Annotated in this window: 20 protein-coding genes; 8 read left to right on the top strand and 12 right to left on the bottom strand. The window is 42.2% G+C overall.

What is annotated here, in order from left to right; translation table 11 throughout:
- Positions 1–100: 100 nt before the first annotated feature.
- The 11 genes from OCV57_RS13095 to OCV57_RS13145 form a co-directional block, all read right to left on the bottom strand.
- Positions 101–1,018 carry a 3'-5' exonuclease gene (locus OCV57_RS13095; protein ID WP_117924627.1) on the bottom strand — a complete coding sequence of 306 codons (918 nt, stop codon included), beginning with the start codon at positions 1,016–1,018 and terminating at the stop codon, positions 101–103.
- A gap of 22 nt (positions 1,019–1,040) precedes the next feature.
- Complete coding sequence (locus OCV57_RS13100; protein ID WP_051706702.1) at positions 1,041–1,442, bottom strand: DUF6075 family protein; 402 nt, start codon at positions 1,440–1,442, stop codon at positions 1,041–1,043.
- On the bottom strand, positions 1,439–1,561 hold the full coding sequence (locus OCV57_RS13105) for a hypothetical protein (protein ID WP_256320652.1): 123 nt from the start codon (positions 1,559–1,561) through the stop codon (positions 1,439–1,441). The genes OCV57_RS13100 and OCV57_RS13105 overlap by 4 nt, the downstream gene beginning before the upstream one ends.
- A 67-nt stretch (positions 1,562–1,628) precedes the next feature.
- Positions 1,629–2,159 (bottom strand): N-acetyltransferase, encoded by a 531-nt coding sequence (locus tag OCV57_RS13110; protein WP_038672330.1) that lies wholly within the window; start codon positions 2,157–2,159, stop codon positions 1,629–1,631.
- An 8-nt stretch (positions 2,160–2,167) separates the two neighbouring features.
- Positions 2,168–2,482: a hypothetical protein gene (locus OCV57_RS13115; protein ID WP_147342898.1), complete on the bottom strand. Its 315-nt coding sequence runs from the start codon at positions 2,480–2,482 to the stop codon at positions 2,168–2,170.
- A gap of 613 nt (positions 2,483–3,095) precedes the next feature.
- A complete protein-coding gene (locus OCV57_RS13120) occupies positions 3,096–3,941 on the bottom strand; it encodes a PD-(D/E)XK nuclease family transposase (RefSeq protein ID WP_051706701.1) in 846 nt (281 codons plus the stop codon).
- A 102-nt stretch (positions 3,942–4,043) separates the two neighbouring features.
- Positions 4,044–4,478 (bottom strand): TnpV protein, encoded by a 435-nt coding sequence (locus OCV57_RS13125; protein WP_256321806.1) that lies wholly within the window; start codon positions 4,476–4,478, stop codon positions 4,044–4,046.
- 19 nt (positions 4,479–4,497) lie between these two features.
- The gene (locus OCV57_RS13130; RefSeq protein WP_267301921.1) at positions 4,498–4,842 is read right to left on the bottom strand and encodes a hypothetical protein; all 345 of its coding nucleotides are present in this window, start codon (positions 4,840–4,842) and stop codon (positions 4,498–4,500) included.
- On the bottom strand, positions 4,835–5,068 hold the full coding sequence (locus OCV57_RS13135) for a hypothetical protein (protein WP_117924631.1): 234 nt from the start codon (positions 5,066–5,068) through the stop codon (positions 4,835–4,837). The genes OCV57_RS13130 and OCV57_RS13135 overlap by 8 nt, the downstream gene beginning before the upstream one ends.
- A 33-nt stretch (positions 5,069–5,101) precedes the next feature.
- Positions 5,102–6,028: a ParB/RepB/Spo0J family partition protein gene (locus tag OCV57_RS13140; protein ID WP_267301922.1), complete on the bottom strand. Its 927-nt coding sequence runs from the start codon at positions 6,026–6,028 to the stop codon at positions 5,102–5,104.
- A gap of 12 nt (positions 6,029–6,040) precedes the next feature.
- The gene (locus OCV57_RS13145) at positions 6,041–6,856 is read right to left on the bottom strand and encodes a ParA family protein (RefSeq protein ID WP_256320647.1); all 816 of its coding nucleotides are present in this window, start codon (positions 6,854–6,856) and stop codon (positions 6,041–6,043) included.
- 437 nt (positions 6,857–7,293) lie between these two features.
- Between OCV57_RS13145 and OCV57_RS13150 the strand changes: the two genes are divergently transcribed.
- Entirely contained in the window at positions 7,294–8,247 is a 954-nt protein-coding gene (locus OCV57_RS13150) for a GTP-binding protein (protein ID WP_267301924.1), read from the top strand.
- A 345-nt stretch (positions 8,248–8,592) separates the two neighbouring features.
- Positions 8,593–9,249 carry an HD domain-containing protein gene (locus tag OCV57_RS13155; protein ID WP_022287608.1) on the top strand — a complete coding sequence of 219 codons (657 nt, stop codon included), beginning with the start codon at positions 8,593–8,595 and terminating at the stop codon, positions 9,247–9,249.
- Positions 9,250–9,494: 245 nt separating this feature from the next.
- Here the strand turns inward: OCV57_RS13155 and OCV57_RS13160 are convergent, their stop codons facing one another.
- The gene (locus tag OCV57_RS13160) at positions 9,495–12,032 is read right to left on the bottom strand and encodes a GH25 family lysozyme (protein WP_267301925.1); all 2,538 of its coding nucleotides are present in this window, start codon (positions 12,030–12,032) and stop codon (positions 9,495–9,497) included.
- A 340-nt stretch (positions 12,033–12,372) separates the two neighbouring features.
- On the opposite strand from OCV57_RS13160, the gene ypeB reads away from it, so the two are divergent.
- The 6 genes from ypeB to OCV57_RS13190 all read left to right on the top strand — a co-directional run bounded on the left by ypeB (position 12,373) and on the right by OCV57_RS13190 (position 18,897).
- A complete protein-coding gene (ypeB, locus tag OCV57_RS13165) occupies positions 12,373–13,704 on the top strand; it encodes a germination protein YpeB (protein ID WP_267301927.1) in 1,332 nt (443 codons plus the stop codon).
- Positions 13,705–13,721: 17 nt separating this feature from the next.
- Positions 13,722–14,333 carry a rubrerythrin gene (gene rbr / locus OCV57_RS13170; protein WP_046441622.1) on the top strand — a complete coding sequence of 204 codons (612 nt, stop codon included), beginning with the start codon at positions 13,722–13,724 and terminating at the stop codon, positions 14,331–14,333.
- A 173-nt stretch (positions 14,334–14,506) separates the two neighbouring features.
- Positions 14,507–15,637, top strand: a complete 1,131-nt coding sequence (locus tag OCV57_RS13175) for a cysteine desulfurase family protein (protein WP_267301929.1) — start codon at positions 14,507–14,509, stop codon at positions 15,635–15,637.
- Between the two features lie 117 nt (positions 15,638–15,754).
- Positions 15,755–16,930: a tRNA uracil 4-sulfurtransferase ThiI gene (gene thiI, locus OCV57_RS13180; protein ID WP_117863880.1), complete on the top strand. Its 1,176-nt coding sequence runs from the start codon at positions 15,755–15,757 to the stop codon at positions 16,928–16,930.
- Between the two features lie 351 nt (positions 16,931–17,281).
- Complete coding sequence (locus tag OCV57_RS13185) at positions 17,282–17,821, top strand: CinA family protein (protein ID WP_046441625.1); 540 nt, start codon at positions 17,282–17,284, stop codon at positions 17,819–17,821.
- Positions 17,822–17,826: 5 nt separating this feature from the next.
- Positions 17,827–18,897 (top strand): class B sortase, encoded by a 1,071-nt coding sequence (locus OCV57_RS13190; RefSeq protein WP_022287615.1) that lies wholly within the window; start codon positions 17,827–17,829, stop codon positions 18,895–18,897.
- The last annotated feature ends 20 nt before the right edge of the window (positions 18,898–18,917 follow it).

An 18,917-nucleotide genomic window follows, 5' to 3' on the forward strand; every position in this document is an offset into this window, starting at 1 on the left:
TTAAGTCGAACAAACAACCGTCCTATGCGTCCCCTCAAATGGTTTTCGCCTATCGAATTTCTTAATAATAGTGTCCAATATGATTGACAAACCTACACTGCTATTCTTCGCTAAGTATTTTATGATACACAAAAAGCGTTGCAAAGCAATCACCCAAGCTGTTATGTGCTTCCTCATGCTCAGCCCAATCATAATCATAGTACGCTGCCGCTGTTGTGAGTTTCTGCCACTTATAATCTTCATGATATACACTGTATTCACCGTAAATTTCAGCGAATTGTATCATCACATCTTCAGTGCGAAAGGCGTTGCACTCCTCATCTGTTATGATATCGCTTCCCACAAGAAAATTCAAATCAAAATCAACGTTATAGCCGATTATCCAGTGTGCCTGTGATAATATCGCATATAGTTCAGCGGCTTTCTCGTTTATATATGGTGCGTCAGCTACCATTTTTGGCGAGATATGATTAACACTTTCTGCTTTTGACCATTCTTTGTGCCTGATCGGCTTGAAGTAGCTGTCAAAAAGAACGTTTCCTTCCTCGTCAATGATAGACACCTGCAATAGCTCATCATGAAAAGGGTCAAGTCCTGTGGTTTCGGTGTCTATAACAATTGCCTGTGGATACTCTTTTTTCGGATAAAGCTCTTTTGTTTTCTCGGTTAATCTCCATATCAACTTTCTATAAGGCAATAAGGCAGCTTCAACTGCTTCGTCAAAAATCTTTTTCTGCTCCTCTTGGCGTTTCTTTTCCTCGGCTTCTTTACGCCACTTGCGGTTAAGTCTTGCCAGCTTATTTTTTCTGTCCCTCTCAGGCTGAAAAAAATCCTGCAACTCTTTTTCTGTTGCAGGATCTACCTCATCAGGGCTATAGTACACATATGAGGCTTGACAATTCCTATTTGCCCAAAGTTCAACGCCTTTAGCGTCTTTTTTCGGCAACTGTCCTAAGAGCGCCCACTGACGTATGGTTTTGTATTCTTCAAATTCAGGACAATAGTTCTTAGCTTTCATATCATTACCTTCATTTCATTACTTACATGAAAATCTCGAATCTCATCTTGAGCGCTTCCATATAGTATGGCGTATACGTGCAGTGGAAAATTCTGTCGGGCGCATAGTATTTGCTTGGTACATATTCTTTCTCTCCATTTTTGTCGATATAAGTTTCAGGTGGATCTGAGTCATAAACCGTGCCGTTCCAAAGATTAAATGCAAGGCGTGTTGTTTTCAAGCTCGTATGCGTCTGAAACGGCTTGCTCAAGCCCTCGAAAATAATCACGTCTTTTTTAACGTCATACAGTGCGCCAATATGATAACGCAAAACAGCGTCCATCGTGAGGAGATAAGCAAGTGACAAGTGATAGCCGTCTAAATAGGGCATTTTGCCACACAGCTTATTGAACATTTCCTCGTGTTCGTCATCATAAAAAATCATTTTTCTTTCCTGCCTTTCTTGAAAATTCTGAATTTATCAGGAATAAATGCGCTTATAATAGTCCAAATTCCTGTTATACAAAGAGCTATTCCCAGTGAACCATAAAATATTTTTTCCATTGTCCAATCACTCCTTTTTGTAAAAAAAGGACACCTGAAACTTCAAGTGTCCTTATGTTTGTGTTTATTACTCTAAATTCATGTAAAATCTTTTGCCTTTTATTTCAAACCCGTTTTTTTGATAAAAACAGCAAAGATTATCAAAACCGATCGGTGTATCTACCCAGATACTCCCCCATATTTTTTTTAACTTCATTAATCTTGCAATGGCTATCATTGCTTGAATATTTCTGCTGCCATGACCTTCTCTGTGCAGTTCTTTTGTATCAACAGAAACAATTTCCATTACATCATCCACAATATCACTTGATGACATAGATATTGGATTGCAATAAGCTGCACATCGTGTTGTAACATATATTGGTCTATTGCGATTTAATATAGGTGATACAAATAGTCCAAATAGTGAGCCATTAACATCGTACATGTCAAGTAGTGTTTCTTGATGATCACCTATATGATCCATTATTGTATTGAGGAAATCTGCTCTGTCTGATAGTTTTGACATGGTATGTTGTAGCTTTGCAAGCTGCTCTCTGCTTTTAACAAGAGAGTTGTATTCAAAATTTGGTATGATTTTATAATTCTTTATGATCATGTGTACACCTATATTCTAAATGCAGAAGTAATTATTTCTGCAAGCAGCCTGTTATACTCAATCGTATCAAATTTTGTTTTATTATGATTGAGAGTTTTGAGCATAGCTTTGAGCAGCATACCCTTATTTCTGTCATTGTTTATATTTTTGAGATACAACATTGTACGATCTATCACCGTTCTATCAATGCGTTCGTTATTGTTAAGTGCCGAATAAAAATTTGCATTTGATAAATTATTATAGTAATCGGATATACAATTTTCAACTTTCATGAGAAGATATTCGTACTGTGACTTGGTAAGACATTGCATATCAACGATCATGAGTCTTCGACAAAACTTTTTTTGTTCAGACAGAATACCTGAACATATGCAAGCGTTGCATTCGTGTAAGAGTTCTGTGTAAAGATCCAATGTTGTTCACCTTTATTCTATCATTTTCGCTTTATCTTGTCAACAAAAAAGGACACCTGAAATTCAAGTGTCCTTACGTTTGTATTCGAATGTAGTTTTAAGTAAGTTCATAAATCCACTTCCAACATAGAAAAATTAAAAGAAAATTGGTTATACTCAATAAAATTATTTTCTGTGTCTTAGATAAAGGACTGCAGTATTTTTCCCTCAGAACAATATATATATCCATTAATAAGGTAACCGTCAGTTGGGGAATAAGCCGCTTAGTAAGTTTTGTTGATATAACATATAATGCTAGTAAGCAAAACTTATCAATAATAGATGTTACTAATTCGCTGCTGTTCTTCTTGTTATTTGAAATGTACAATATTCCAAACAGAAATATGATTATAAATATAGTATACCAAATCATTCCTCATTCTCCCATTTTATCATTTAAAGTGACATTTGTCAACAAAAAAGGACACCTGAAATTCAAGTGTCCTTATAATCATATTCTGTTCTGCTTTGTCCACGGACAAAATTACTTTTCAGCTTTACCCTCTTGCTTCTTGTAAGCGTTATAGTATTCTATAGCTCTTTCTTTGGAAATCTCAAGCCGTGACATCAACCTTGCAATTATCGCTTCATCGTCTGCTCCAGTTTCCAACATAAGAGCGATTATTTCGTAGGCTCTGCCTTCAACTCTGCCCTCAGCCTCTTTCCTATATCCATAGTTTTCAACAGCCTCACACATACTATCCGCTCCTTTCGTTGTTCTTTTGTGGTTGTATACTGCCTTTGACAGCTCTCCGAACGAGCTGTTGTCAGCACTGCTGTTCTTTAGATATTGCAGCAGCTTGGCAAGAGAGCTGCCGTCATCAACTGCTGCATTAAAGTAATATTCGTGTACGCCGTTGTCAATTTCCTGATGTGTTTCATCGACCATGCGGCGAACCGTGTATTTACACTTGCCGCCTTTCAGCCAGTCAGTAGCCGAAATAAATATCAGGTACAACTCAGGCAGCTCTTTGTAATTCTGATTTTTCTCAAGAAACAGAGTATCAAGACTTGCCTGATAGTATCTTACCCTTTTGGGGTGATAATCTTTGTTTTTGACCTGAACTTCTATGTTATATAGCTTATGCTCCTCGTCCTCGGCAAGTGCGTCAAGCACTACCGAATGTCCGTTGTAATTTCTTATGGCATATTGCGTATCAACTTTAATGACATTGAGCTTTTTGTCAAGCAGTCTGCTCAGTGTATATGAACACGCAGCTTTGTCACGCATTACCACGGCAAAGAAGTCATCGTCCATAAGGTTAAAGCTGTCAGCGATAGCCATTTTATCCTCAATGGACCCTTTTAGCTTTTCATCAGTTATTATCATTCTCTTTTCACCTTTATTTTATCAGATTTTTGAGCCAATGTCAATAAAGTGTATATCTTTTTTATATATTTTTGTGTCACGGTGACACACTGGAGAAATTTTTCATTCTCTGCGCTTATAAACGATCTCCTCCATTACCTGATGTTCGAGCGTCATGAGCCTTTCCTTTTCCCACTTGCGTATAGCATTGAACTCTGTAGGACGTGGGTGATCTTTTCTGTAGATCTCGTCAAGCTCGTCAAACCTCTCCTCAGCTTCGATATCTATTTCTCTCGGAATGATCTGCCAACGGCATTCGCACACGAGAATGTCAACGTCTGCTGGGTGTTCTGCTTCCATCCATTTCATCCATGCACGTCCCCATCTGCGGATAGGCTTCTTAAGCAACTTTTCTTCTTCGGGGTCACTTGTGTATGCTATCTTCGGGACGTATGTACCCTCTGGAGTAAGCTCATACTCAAAAAGATCGCAGCCAACATCTTCTGGTCCTGCCTGCTCGATTTCAAAATCTTCGTTAAAATTCCTGTTTTCGTTCATAATGGTCCTCCTCTTTCAATTACAAACTTTTATGCTTTTGAGTGATGTTATCTGAGTGTGTCACCGTGACACATTGTTCTTTGATGTTTTCTTCTGCTTTGGAGCTGTCAAAGCATTTATGAAGTCTATCACTGTAGCTTTTCGCCTGTGATAAACGGTCAAAGTATTCAATGCTCGAATAGTCTATTACATTGTTTACTTCGTCAAGGAACGGCTTCGCAGCTACCGCAAATGTATCATTAAACGCCGCCATTACAGCGCAATCACTGTCTATTGATACTATCTCATAAAGCCGTTTGTCTTTAGCCATATACAAGGCGGTCTGATGATTGCTGCCAAATGTTTTTATGACGCCGCTACTCATTGACCTGCTCCGCCTTTTTCTTGCTGTCAGTTTTAATCTCCGCTGATTTTCTGAGATATTCCTGAACTTTTTTCGGAACAGTCTTGCTGTACAGCCTGTTCACCACATTTTCAGCAGCTTTGGTTATCTCCTCATTGAGCAGATCTTCAATGTTTCCGTCAGGCATATAGCAGCGGATAGCTTCAACTTTTCTGCGGTCTATGTCTATTTTGAACGTCATGTTCATATCTTTTCCTCCTGTTGCTATGATTATAGCATATTATTTTTCATTTGTGGTAACTTTTTTTGTACTCTTGAAATTATTTTCAAGATATTTATCAAGCAGCTCATACACTATCTTGTCAAGCTCACTTTCGGTCATGTTCTGCATACATGACGACTTTTTGATATACATCTCATTGTATAAGCTGTTCTTGTATGGCTCTTTTTCCTTTTCAGACAGATTCCTTATAGCTTTTATGATATCATAGATATCACTGCTTCCGTTGTCTGTCATTTGCTCTATAACCAATGTCAGCTCTTTTGAACTGAGCCGTTCGTCATAATTGTAATAGTCTGCTATGGCTTTCTGCTGCTCAGGACTGAGCTTTGCAAGCGGCTCAATGAATCTTATCTGAATAGATTTGCTGTCTATAAGCTCTGCTAACCCATTATCAAGATTTGAGATATTTGCATAGCGGTAAATGGTTTTTCTGGATATACCGAACATATTGCTTATCTCATTTACTGTCAGGTCTGCTGAAACGTTTTTCCTTAGACTTAAGTATGTATTGAACATTTTTGAAAGCTCGCTTGGACGTGGCTCTTTACGCTGAATGTTTGCCTGGCAGACTATATCGAAAGCCACGTTATCATCAGTGACTTCGATAACAACGGCGTCAATGTCAAGGTACATAAGCTTTTTGCAGGCGGCGTATCTTTTATGACCGCTGAGTATCTGATAGCTGTTGCTGCTAATGCTGCGAACTATTATCGGTGTGATAATTCCACACTTTGAAATAGAGTCGGCAAGTGCAGATATCTCATTTTCATCTATTGCAAAGGGCTGTGGATCACCATTAAAGCTGAATGGCTCAATTTTTGACATAGGCAGTGAAACCACCTTTTGCTTATCCATGAGAAGCTCCTCAAAGTTATTTGAGAAGTTAGCTCTTGGACGATTTGCGGAGCGTTTTATATCTATCATATTGAAACCTCCTTAGTGTGTCACCGTGACACACTCTATTTTGTCAGCTATAACACGATACTCGTCTGCGAGCATATTCTTGTATTTATTTGTGCTGCTGATTTTATAGTTGCAAAGGGCGATGCCCTCACGGCTGCTGTCCTGAGCTGCTTTTGACTTGCTTATGCTGCCAAGGTATTTATCATTGAATGCGGCTTTTATTGACTCAATTACTTCAGCTGACATTGTGTTGTTTTTCTCTGTCCATGTTGCGAATACTCCGAGTATTTCAAGGTCAGGGTTAGCGTACTCATGGATATCGTCAATGCTGTCAAGAAGAAGCGGTATTCCGCCCAATGCCATTTCCTGAGCAAGCACAGGTATCAAGACCATATCTGCGGCGGAAAGCGCATTGTAGAGCAAGTTGCTCAGTGACGGAGGGCAATCTATGATGATGTAGTCATAGCAGCCGATGTAATTACTAATGACACGCTTCAGCACCATTTCGCAGCAGCGTGTTCTGCACAGGTCAACTTCAATTCCCGAAAGTGTTATAGTCGCAGGAATATAGTCAATGTTGTTCGGCTCGTTGTGGTGTACAGCTGCCTTGAAATCAATGGTTTTCTTATTTATGATAGATGACATAAGCTCAGTGATAGTGATATCGTCAGGGTCATATTCGTACTTCATGCACGATACTGACAAGCTGCTCTGAGGGTCAAGGTCTATCATAAGGACTCTTTTCTCTCGCTGTGCAAGAATAGCGGCAATATTGAATGCCGATGTTGTTTTGGCAACTCCGCCTTTCTGATTTGCCACGGATACGATCTTTGTTTTTGTGTTCTCCATTAAAAACACCCTTTCTGAAAATGTTTAAGTTCTCCGTATTAAGCACAGAAAAAGCGGCAGGGGAGAACGTCCTGCCGCTCAGGGAGCTACCCTGTCTATGCTTGATGATATGTGTAAATATCATCAAAAAAGCTGCCAAAGTCTTAGCAGCAATTTTCATGATATTTTATTTGACTGAAAGAAAATTTGTGGTTTTATTTTTGGGTAGAGTGACTGGCTACGAACCAGTAGGTCGGGGGTTCGAGTCCCTTCTGGCGCACCAGCGTATTTACGCACTTTGCGAGCTTGCAGGGTGCGTTTTTTGTTGTCAACTTTACAATGTAGGGCGAGTCCCTGTACAAAACACGCTTTACTTAGTGTAAGGCGTGTTTTTTTATTTCTCTCATTGCAAAAGCCTTGTCAATGTGGTATAATATGACCATTAGGAGGCATTAACTATGAATACAGAGAAAAAGAAAACCAAGGTAGATCTTGTGACGGGGTTTCTCGGAGCAGGGAAGACCACTTTTATAAAAAAATATGCCCGTTATCTTTTGGATAAGGGCTGTAAAATTGGCGTGCTGGAGAATGATTTCGGTGCAGTGAATGTGGATATGCTTCTTTTGCAGGAGCTTTTGGACGAGAATTGCGACCTTGAAATGGTCTCGGCGGCTGATAAGGATTGCCACAGACGGCGTTTTAAGACTAAGCTTATCGCTATGGGTATGCGTGGCCTTGACAGGGTCATTGTGGAGCCGTCAGGCATTTATGAAGCTGACGAGTTCTTTGACGTGCTTAGAGAAGAACCTCTTGATAATTGGTATGAGATAGGAAGCGTTATAACTATTGCAGATGCCTGCCTTGATACCAACTTGTCGGAAGCTTCTGATTATCTTCTTGCTTCTCAGCTTTCGGAAGCAGGCATAGTTCTCATGAGCAGATGTCAGGAAGCCACAAAACAGGAGCTTGAGGATACTCTAAAACACCTTGAAGCCGTGCAGAAAAAGTTCCATTGCCACAGAATGACCAAGCCTGAGATAATAATGAAAGATTGGTCGGGGCTTACAGACGATGATATGGAAAGGATAGCCAACAGTGGCTATGAGCCGGATTCCCACGAAAAGCTGTGGTTCGACCAAGATAAAGCTTATACCTCTTTGTATTTTATGAATATGAAGCTTCCTGACAATGCTATGGAAGATGCTGTGAGCAGGCTTATGAGCGACAGCAAGTGCGGAAGGATATTCCGCGTAAAAGGCTTTATGCAAAACGCTGAGGGCGAGTGGCTTGAGCTTAATGCCACCCACAAGAACATCACTGTTGAGCCTATAGAGCGAGGTCAGGCGGTGTTTATCGTCATTGGCGAGGGGCTTGACAATGAGCATATTGACGGCTATTTTGTGCCTGTATAGTGTCAAAATATTGTAAAATAAATGCGGAATGTATTGTATATAAGCTTGGATAGTGATATGATAATTGCAGGCTATAATTACACATTTTAAAGATCGGTGCAAGTGTATCTCATGCTGCAATGTATGGCGTAAAATGCCCGTCACGGCGAGTGACTGTAGGGGAGCGGCGCAATTTCTGCTTTGCAGAAATACGATGTCCCGTTCGGAGAGCGACATGGTTTGTATAATCGCAAATTCATGCAGGCGAGCAAATGCGGGCGAACACTGTTCGCCCCTACAATACATTATGTGGACGTAAAAAGCCTTGCGTAGATAAATATAATCATAAACCAACAGGAGAAATCAATGACATACAAAGAGATAAGAAAAAACAAGGAAATAAAAGCATTTATAAAAAGGGCAGGGATAAATCTTACATCTCTGGGTTTTACAGACCATTCAGAGGTGCATACCACTCTTGTGGCAGACAGAGCCGCCGCAATACTTAAAGAGTTCGGCTATGATGAGCATACCATAGAGCTTGCAAAGATAGCAGGGTATATGCACGATATCGGCAACGCTGTCAATCGTACACACCATGCAGAGTATGGTGCAATACTTGCAAACGATATTCTCAAAGACACTGATATGCCATTGGAAGATAGGGTGACGATAGTTTCCTGCATTGGAAGCCATGACGAATCAACAGGGGGCGCAACAGACCCGGTGTCAGCCGCAGTGATAATAGGTGATAAAACAGACGTGCGAAGAAATCGTGTGTCAAATAAGGATAAGTCCTCTTTTGATATCCATGACAGGGTGAACTATGCGGTAACAGAAGCGAGCTTAAAGATAAATGCTGATAAAAAGGTCATATCCCTTAATTTGCAGATAGACGAAAGTATCTGCACCATGTATGACTATTTTGACATTTTCCTGCAGCGTATGCTTATGTGCAGAGGTGCGGCAGGTGTTCTGGGAGCAAAGTTCAAGCTTACAGCAAATGGAAGCAAAGTATTGTGATTTAACGCACAAACTATGTAGGGGAGCGGCGCAATTTCTGCTTTGCAGAAATACGACGTCCCACTCGGGGCGATATGGTTTGGATTATCCAGAATTTGTGTAGAGCAACATTGTGCGGATAATACAAATGAGATTGCAGACGAAACGTCGAGGGGACGGGCTGTCGAGGGCGCCAGCCCCTACAGTTGCATTATATCCATAAATAACAAAAGGCTATGTGTTTTTTTTCACACATAGCCTTTGTTTTATTTTACAGTCTTTTCAGTATAAGCACCATAATAGTTCACACCATTGTATTTTCTGTATGCCCTTATTCTGAATGTTTTAGTGCCTGACAGATTTTTTGCAGTGTAGCTTTTGCCTGATGTTGTGGTGAGCTTCTTCCAACTGCGTCCTGACTTAACATATATCTCATAACCTGTGGCTTTTGATACCTTGTTCCATGCAAGTGAGATGTTGCTTCCCGAACGCTTTGCCGTTTTGACAGTGACGTTTGCAGGAAGTGTGCAGGTGACCACCTGTGCAGGCTTGCTGTATTGCATAACATTGTCGCTTACATAATATGCCTTTACTCTGTACGTGTACATAGTGCCTGATGACTTGCCTGAGTTGGTGTAGTATGGATAAGCAGTGTCCCCAAGCTTTTTGTAGCTGTCTGACGTTCCTACCCACTGATAAACGCTGTAGCCAGATACTCCATTCACGCTTTCCCATGTGATAGTGTTAGAACTTGATGTGTTCGCTGATGAGGAAAGCCCCTCTGGTGTGTTTGCAGGACGAATGGTGATGTCCTTTTCAGTGTAGTCACCGTAGTAGTTTATGTAGTTATAATTTCTTATGGCTCTCACTCTGAAACGATACGCTGTTTTCTGTGAAAGATCGCTTGCAGTGTAGCTCGTTCCCGAAAGGGTGGAGAGAGTTTTCCATGTTCCGTTTGTGTACATCTCTACCTGATAGCCTGTAGCCTTTGATACCTTGTTCCAGTTGAGTGTTATGGAATCAACGTCAGTGGAGCAAAGGGAGAATGATACGTTTGCAGGAAGAGTGCAGGTGGTAAGCTCAGAGGAATATGCACCCTCGATACGCTGTCCGTCAACAATGTTGAATGCCCTTACCTTGTATCTGTACATCGTGCCTGAGCTTTTCTTTGAGTTTGTGAACTTTGTGGACGTGGTCGTGCCTATGAGCTTGTAGCTGTCGTTAGTACCTATCCACTGATAGATCTCATAGCCTTCCGCTTTTTTGGAAGCGTTCCATGTTATGGTGTTTGATGTAGAAGTGTTTGAAGTGCTTCTTATGCCTGTTACTGTACTTGGTATGTCAGTGACCTCAGCGTTTACATATGTGTAGCCACCATTGTAATATACGCCACAGTAATTTCTTCTCGCCTTTACCCTGAACTTATTAACGCCGTTCTGTGTGATACCATTCACCTTGTATGATAAGCTTGAAGTTGTGCCGACCTGCTTCCATGCACCGTTCACATAATGCTCCACGATGTAGTCGGTCGCCTTTGAAACTTTGTCCCAGCTAATGGTGACAGAAGTTCCCCTTGCAGAAGCGGATATCTTTGAGATGTTCGCAGGAAGAGTGCAGGTGGTGAAAACATCAGAGTAATCGCCGTAAACACGCTTGCCAGAAGCGTCACTGTAGGCTCTCACCTTGTATTTATACATCGTGCCTGAACTTTTCTTTGAGTTTGTGAACTTTGTCGATGTGGTCGTGCCTATGCGCTTATAGCTGTCGTTAGTACCTATCCACTGATATACCTCATATCCTGTTGCGTCAGGAGCGCCGTTCCAGGCAAATGTGTTGGAGGTGGAGGTGTTTTTCACTGAGATAAGGTCGGACACATAAAGTGGAAGCTTGCCCGAATACCATACGTTCACGTCAGTGTAGGCTGAAATGCCTGAAACAGTACCGCTTCCTGAATATTGCCACATATCCATGCGTTGGTCATAATTGGTGTTGCTTGTGTAGTGAGCCAGCCATATAGGATATTTCTTGCCAAGCCCTGCTCCGTCAATGTAGTAGTTTAGCCATGTGTAGTTTGCATAAACACCTGCGCTGTAGCCCGACTTTATGATAGTGTCGCAAAAAGCTGTGCAAAGAGCGGTCTTTTGAGCCTTGGAAAGCCCTGCGCTGTCAAGTCTGCCAGTGTCATAGTCAACAGACTCGATATCGTAATAAACAGGCATTTGCAGAGAATATCCCTTTATCCTGTCAAGAACGAACTTAGCCTCTGCCTTAGCCTCGGCTGTGGTTATCGCCTGCGTGTAGAAGTATACGCCAACTTTAAGTCCTGCCTTGGTAGCTCCGTCAAGATAGGTCTTGAACTTAGGGTCTTCCACAAGCGTTCCTGCACTGCCATAGCCACGGTAGCCTACTCTTATGATAACAAATTCCACGCCGCTGTTTTTGACCTTTTTCCAATCTATGTTGCCCTGATAATAGGAAACGTCAATGCCATAGACCTTTGAAACACCGCTGAATCTGTTTTGATGAGTAAGGCTGTCAGCCCCCCACAGAGCAGACATTGTCATAATGCCGTATGGATCGTTGTTTTCAAGATATTTATGATACTCAGGGTCGTCCTCAGTGACAGGCTCTAAAAGACCATCAGCCTCCATATTGCCTGTAGCATATTCAGGCTTTGATATCTGGATATCATTTGAAAGCTCACTTGATGCAATGCTTTTCTCTGCCGCATACACGAATGGAACAGACTGAGCCATTATTGCCGCTGACAAAACCACGCCAGTCAGCTTTGGAATAAATTTCATAATTTCCTCCCGTAGAATTGTAGGCAGAGCTAACATTTTTTTCTGCCATTTTACACGATAATTTTTACACATCCTTTATTATAGCCCTTTTACAGCACGTTGTCAAATTTGCGTTTATACAGATAAATACAATTCAGTAATTTTAAAGTTAAATCATTACACTTATTTTGAGATTTATGTAATAATAAGTAAATAAAGATGTTCATGATACACAAGATTAGGAAAGAAATTTTGTGTATCATGATATGCCTGAAATGGCACTGCAAGGCACAGTTAATGAGAATAATCAGCATTTTAGCTGGCATAATAATGGAGAAAAAAGAAAAGGAGAGCATAAAAAATGGATATATCAAAGCGAAACGCAGTTAGGATAGTGTCTTTCACAGTGGCTGTCATGGGTGTGCTTGCGGTGAGAAATATACAGCTTATGAGCAGTGAAAAAAGGGCGTTGCGTAGTGTGAGCTACACCTATTCAAGAGCCATGGGCGACCTGTGCGACGCAGTAGATAACGTGAGCGACACTCTTGAAAAGGAACTTTATGCAGGCTCAGGAAAGATGCACCAGTCACTTGCGGTGAAGCTTTACAGAGAAGCGTCCTCGGCAAAGGCGGCTCTGTCACAGCTTCCCATAGAAGAGCTGCAGCTTAAAAACACCTACAAATTTCTCTCACAGGTAGGAAATTACTCCATGGCAGTGAGCGAGAGGCTCATGAACGGCGAGGAGATAACAGACGAGGAGTATGAGAACATATCCTCGCTCTATGACTTTTCCAAAGAACTTTCCGAGGATATGTGGGAGCTTGAAAGCTCAGTGAACAGCGGTGAGATAGCCCTCACCCAAACAGGCTCACAGCAGAGCGACCCGCCCACAGTGACAGAGGGCTTCTCAGACTTTGAGGGAAGCTTTGAAAGCTATCCAAGCCTTATTTATGACGGCCCATTCTCAGACAATATCATGGAGCGTACCCCACGCATGACATCTGAGGCAGAGAACGTTTCACAGACCAAAGCCCTTGAACGCTGTTCCCTGGGGCTTAACATGAACTCCACAGTGTTCACAGATATCTCAGAGGTAGAGGGCAAAATGCCATGCTGGAGATTTTCAAACGAGGATAAGACGGTGGCTTGCGAGGTGACAAAGCAGGGTGGATATATCTCATATTTCCTCAAAAGCCGTATCAGCGAAAGCACAGAGCTTACAAACGAGCAGGGAGTAAAGGCAGCAGAGGATTTTCTCGATGACCTCGGCATACTGTCCATGAAAACCACCTACTATGAGAATATCGACAACGTTCTCACAGTGAATTTCGCCTACAACGACCTTGACGTGTGCTGTTACACCGACCTTATAAAGGTATCAGTAGCAATGGACGACGGTGAGATATTAGGCTTTGACGCAAAGGGCTTTTTGGTGAACCACTATGACAGAGATATTCCCGAAGCGGATATATCCCAAAGCCGAGCGAGAGAGAGCGTGTCCCCACGCCTTGAAATAGTATCCGGCAGGCTTGCACTTATCCCTACCGACGGTTTGGAGGAGAAGCTGTGTTATGAGTTCAGGTGCAGGGCAGAAAACGGCAGGAACGTGCTTGTATATATAAATGCACAGACCGCTGAGGAGGAGCAGATACTCATTCTTGTGGAAAGCAAGTCAGGAACACTGACTGTATAAAGTAGGAGGATAAAAAAATGTCAGATTTCAGAAATTCAAAGACAAAGGATAACCTTATGAGAGCCTTTGCAGGGGAAAGTCAGGCACGAAACCGCTACACAATGGCGGAGGAAAAAGCAAGACAGCAGAAGCTGTATGTGCTTGCCGACCTGTTCAAATTCACTGCCGATCAGGAGAAAGTTCACGCAAGGATATTCTACGAGCATCTCAAAGAGCTGTCAGGAGAGAGCGTGTTTGTTGACGGCGGTTATCCTGTGGATATTTCGGAGGATATGTGTACCTTGCTTGGTATGGCAGACCACAACGAGCGTCAGGAATCAGACGACGTTTATCCTGCATTTGCTGAGGTCGCAAGGCAGGAGGGCTATGGAAAGATAGCGCAGGACTTTACGAATATCGCCAAGATAGAGAATGTTCACGGCAAGCGTTTTGCGGCATTTGGCAAGCTTATGAAAGAGGGAAAGCTGTTCTCTTCCTCCCAGTCTGAAACGTGGGTATGCTTGAACTGCGGTTATATCGTGGAGGGCACGCAAGCCCCTGAGAGGTGTCCTGTTTGCGGAGAAGCGCAGGGATATTATATCAGACTGTCAATGGCTTCATGGGGAAGTAATTGTAACTGTGATAAATAGTGCTCTGTGCGGTGCGGCTGAAAATGCCGTGCCGCATTGTGCTATGTAAAAATACATCGCCGCAGGCGATACCATAATTCCTCACTCCTCACTTTCCCGATTTATTTGCATTATTCACAATTATATGTTATAATAAAAATAATTGCGATAAAACATGAAAGGACTTGTGATAATTGATATATCTTGATAATGCCGCCACCACAAAACCTTGTGATGAAGCTAAAGCGGCTGTAATGAAAGGCTTGGAGGTCTTCGGAAACCCCTCTTCTCTGCACAGAGCAGGTCTTGACGCTGAGCTTCTTGTTTCTGACGCTCGTGAGATCATTGCCGACGCTCTCGGTGTTACCCCTGATGAGGTCTATTTCACTTCAGGCGCTACTGAAAGCAACAATACCGCTATTTTCGGGGCTTACAAGGCTCACGGAAAACGTAAAAAGCGTGTTGTCATATCCTCTGTAGAACACCCTGCTGTGAAAAATCCTGCCCAGGAGCTTGAAGATATGGGCTGTGAGGTCGTAAGGATATCACCTGACGAGAACGGCGAGATAAACGCCCGTGACATATTTGCGGCTGTGAATGAGGATACGTTCCTTGTTAGCTGTATGCTTGTGAATAACGAAAACGGCTACATACTCCCTGTGGAAAAGGCTTTTTCTATGATAAAGAAAAAGTATCCCCAGGTGATTACTCATTGCGACTGCGTTCAGGGATTTATGAAAATTCCTGTGAAAGCCAAAAAGCTGAATGCCGATATGATATCCCTCAGCGGTCATAAAATATATGCTCCAAAGGGCATCGGTGCGCTGTATGTAAAAAAGGGCGTTCATATACCGCCTTTTATGCTTGGGGGAGGACAGGAAAAAGGTTTTCGTTCGGGTACTGAGTCAGTGCCGCTCATATGCGGTTTCGGTGCGGCGGTGAAAAAGCTTGCGCCGAATGTTTCTGCGAACTTTGAAAAGGCGGCTGACATCCAAGCCTATCTCATAGAAAAGTGTAACGAAAACGGCGATGTTTTCGTAAATTCACGAAAAGGCGGCTCGCCTTATGTCACAAGCATTGCCGTCAATGGGTTAAAGTCCGAAGTGCTTCTCCACTATCTTGAAAAGCGAGAGATATATGTTTCAAGCGGCTCAGCCTGCTCAAAGGGCAAGAAAAGCTCTGTGCTAAAAGAGTTCAGATATCCCGAGCAGAGCCTTGACTCCACTATCAGGATAAGCTTTAGCATCGACACCACAAAGGCCGATATCGACGCTCTTATGGAGGGCATAAAGTCTGCGCAGAATGACCTGTGCAAGGTAAGGTAAAACACACAAACAAATGTTTTGTACTATTTATAAAGGGGAACGGCGAAAAAGGTCGCTTTTGACAGGTTTTTGACGAGGACTTTTTTGTGCAGTTTTCGTAAAGAAAGGATAAAATTTATGAAAGAAATCATTCTCTGCAAATATGGTGAGATAGCTCTGAAAGGTCTTAACAAATCAAGCTTCGAGAGCATGATGACAAAGAGCGTAAAAAGAAGACTTAAAAGCTGTGGACAGTTCAGCGTATCAAAAGCACAATCTACTTTGTATGTTGAGCCACTTAATGATGACAGCGATGTTGACATGGCGGTGGAAAAGCTGTCGAAAATTTTCGGTATTGTTAAGCTCTGTCGCTGCTGCGTTTTGGAAAAGGATATGGACGAGATACTCACAAAGTCACTTGACTATATCGAGGACGAAATGGAAACTGCGAGAACTTTCAAGGTCGACGCAAAGCGTTCAGATAAGAAGTTCCCATTCAAGTCCCCTGAGATATGTATAGAAATGGGCGGAAAGATACTTGAAAGATTTCCACACCTTAAAGTTGACGTTCACGATCCTGACGTTGTAGTAACAGTGGAGATAAGAGAAACGAACGCCTATGTTCACGCAGGCTCTATCGAGGGTGCTGGCGGAATACCTGTCGGCTCAAGCGGAAAGGCAATGCTTCTTCTCTCAGGCGGTATAGATTCGCCTGTTGCAGGCTATATGATGGCAAAGCGTGGTGCGATAATATCCGCTATCCACTTTGAAGCTCCACCATATACTTCCGACAGAGCGAAGATGAAAGTTGAAAAGCTTGCCAAGATAATCACTGCTTACTGCGGTGATATCAACTTCTTCTGCGTGCCTTTTACGGAGATCCAGGAGCTTCTGAGAGATAACTGCCCTGAGGAGCTTTTCACTATCCTGATGAGAAGACTTATGATGGAGATAGCTCAGAGGATATGCGAAAAGGAGGACATTCAGGCACTTGTCACAGGCGAGAGCCTTGGTCAGGTGGCGAGCCAGACTATGTATGCAATGGTCTGCACAGACGCCGCTTGCCGTATGCCTGTATTCAGACCATGCGTTGGTATGGACAAATCTGAGATAGTGGAGATAGCAAGAAAGATAGATACTTTTGATACCTCTATCCTCCCTTATGAGGATTGCTGTACAGTTTTCACGCCAAAGCACCCTAAGACAAGACCAAATCTTGCAGACGTTGAAGCCGCTCAGAACGCTTTCGATTGGGAGCCTTATATCCAGAAAGCTATCGAGGGAACAAAGCCTTATCTTATCAAAAACGCATAGCGTATTTTCATGGCGTACACCCGTTGCATGGTGTCTGTGAAAAGGTTACAAACGGGTTAAAACTGTAACAGCTTGTAGCTTAATTGTACGCTTTTTTGTACCCGAATATTGTGTCTTTCCATGGTGAAAAATGCCGAAAAGCCCCGAATTTTCAGGGCTTTTCTTGCGTCTAAAAGGGTGTTGAACGGGCTTGCTAATAATGAAAAATCAGTAATTTGGTAACAAAAGTGTAACATCTGATTACAAAATTTGCTATTAACATTGGTTTTTGAAAATCGTCGAATTAACAAAATGGACAAAAAGAGCCGATTTTTTATGTGCAATATATAACTAAAAGGGGTGATTATTACTATGAAATTTGCTGAAGGTGACAAAGTGGTTACAGATAGTATTGACATAGTTACAAAAAGTGTAGTAAAATATATGATAAAGAGCGGTCGGAAGCTGTGTACTGCGGAAAGTTGTACAGGCGGAATGATAAGCCAGACGATCACTTCCGTTTCGGGAGCGTCGGAAATGTTCCTCGGCGGTGCTTGCACCTATACGGAGGAAATAAAGATGAAGCTTCTGAACGTGAAAAAGGAAACGCTGGAGCAGTATACTGTTTATTCTGAGCAGACAGCCAGTGAGATGAGCAAGGGTGCGCTGAAGCTTTTCGGTGCAGATTGTGCAGTGGCTGTTACTGGTATAGCAGGCCCAAGCGGCGGCTCTCAGGAAAAGCCTGTGGGAACTGTATATGTTTCAGTGAGAAGTCGTCAGAAAGAAATAGTCAGACGGCTTGAGCTTTATAAAGAATATGAGAATTTGGACAGAAGAAAGATCCGTATGCTTACAACAGAAACAGCACTGAGAATGGTGCTTGAGCTGTATGAACAAAAGGCGGAGGCTTGAAATAAATGTCAATGGCTAATGAAACAATGAATCTGTCCGAAAAGGACGATACAAACTTTTTTGTAAGAGTAGTAAGATATTTTATCCCGTGGAAGGGCGACGGAGCAGGAGAAGTGTTCAGAAAGATAGTGTTCATGTTCTCTATCGTGCTTTTCTGTGTTTCTCTTAATGAGCTTTCTGATTTTCTGAAAGCCGACGAGCAGGATCAGAACTATATGCAGGAGATCGTAAATTACGAGCCTGACTTTAGCGATGACGTTGACCTGAGCAAGAATAACGGCTCAGACGATATTGACGTTTCTGACCCTGAGGCTTCAACGAAAGACAGAGAAGTTCAGGGTTGGGCTAAGAAGCTTCTGAAAAGGAACAAGGACGTCGTAGGCTGGATAAAGATCCCCGGCTTTAAAAATTCCGCAGGTGATGAATATATAAACTTCCCTGTTCTTAAAGGCAAGGATAATGAATATTATCTTTACAAGAATATAGACAAGCAGTATTACGAATCGGGAAGCATTTATGCAGACGCTTGGTCTACCATAAATAAGGACGGGCAGTCTGACAATATCACGATATATGGTCATAACATGAGATATGTGGGAACTTCCTTTACTCACCTTACTGAGTATAAAAAGGGAGTGGATTTTCTTAAGAAATATCCTGTTATCGAGTTCAATACTATCTATGACAGCAACTGTAAGTATGTTATCGTGGGTGCGTTCGTAACGGGAATACTTGAAAATCAGGACGACGGAAAGCTCTTCAAATACTGGACTACCAGATATTTTGACGACGCTGACTATAAGTTTGACGATTGGATCTCAGAAGTGAGAAAGCGTTCGTGGTATTCAAACGATATCGAGTGTACAGCAGACGATAAGTATATATCGCTCTCAACTTGTACAAACGAAACTTCAAATCTCAGGTGGGTAATCGTGGCAAAGAAAATGACGGCTGACGATAACCTGGATCTTATAATAGATTCCTATAAGGACAAGGCAAATAAGGATATTTATTTTCCTAAATGCTGGAGAAACGTATACGGAAACAATAAGAAGTATTTCGGCTGGGATTATTGATGTTTATTACACCAAATCGG

The sequence above is a fragment of the Hominimerdicola aceti genome, assembly GCF_025567495.1.
Classification (GTDB): Bacteria; Bacillota; Clostridia; order Oscillospirales; family Ruminococcaceae; genus Hominimerdicola; species Hominimerdicola aceti.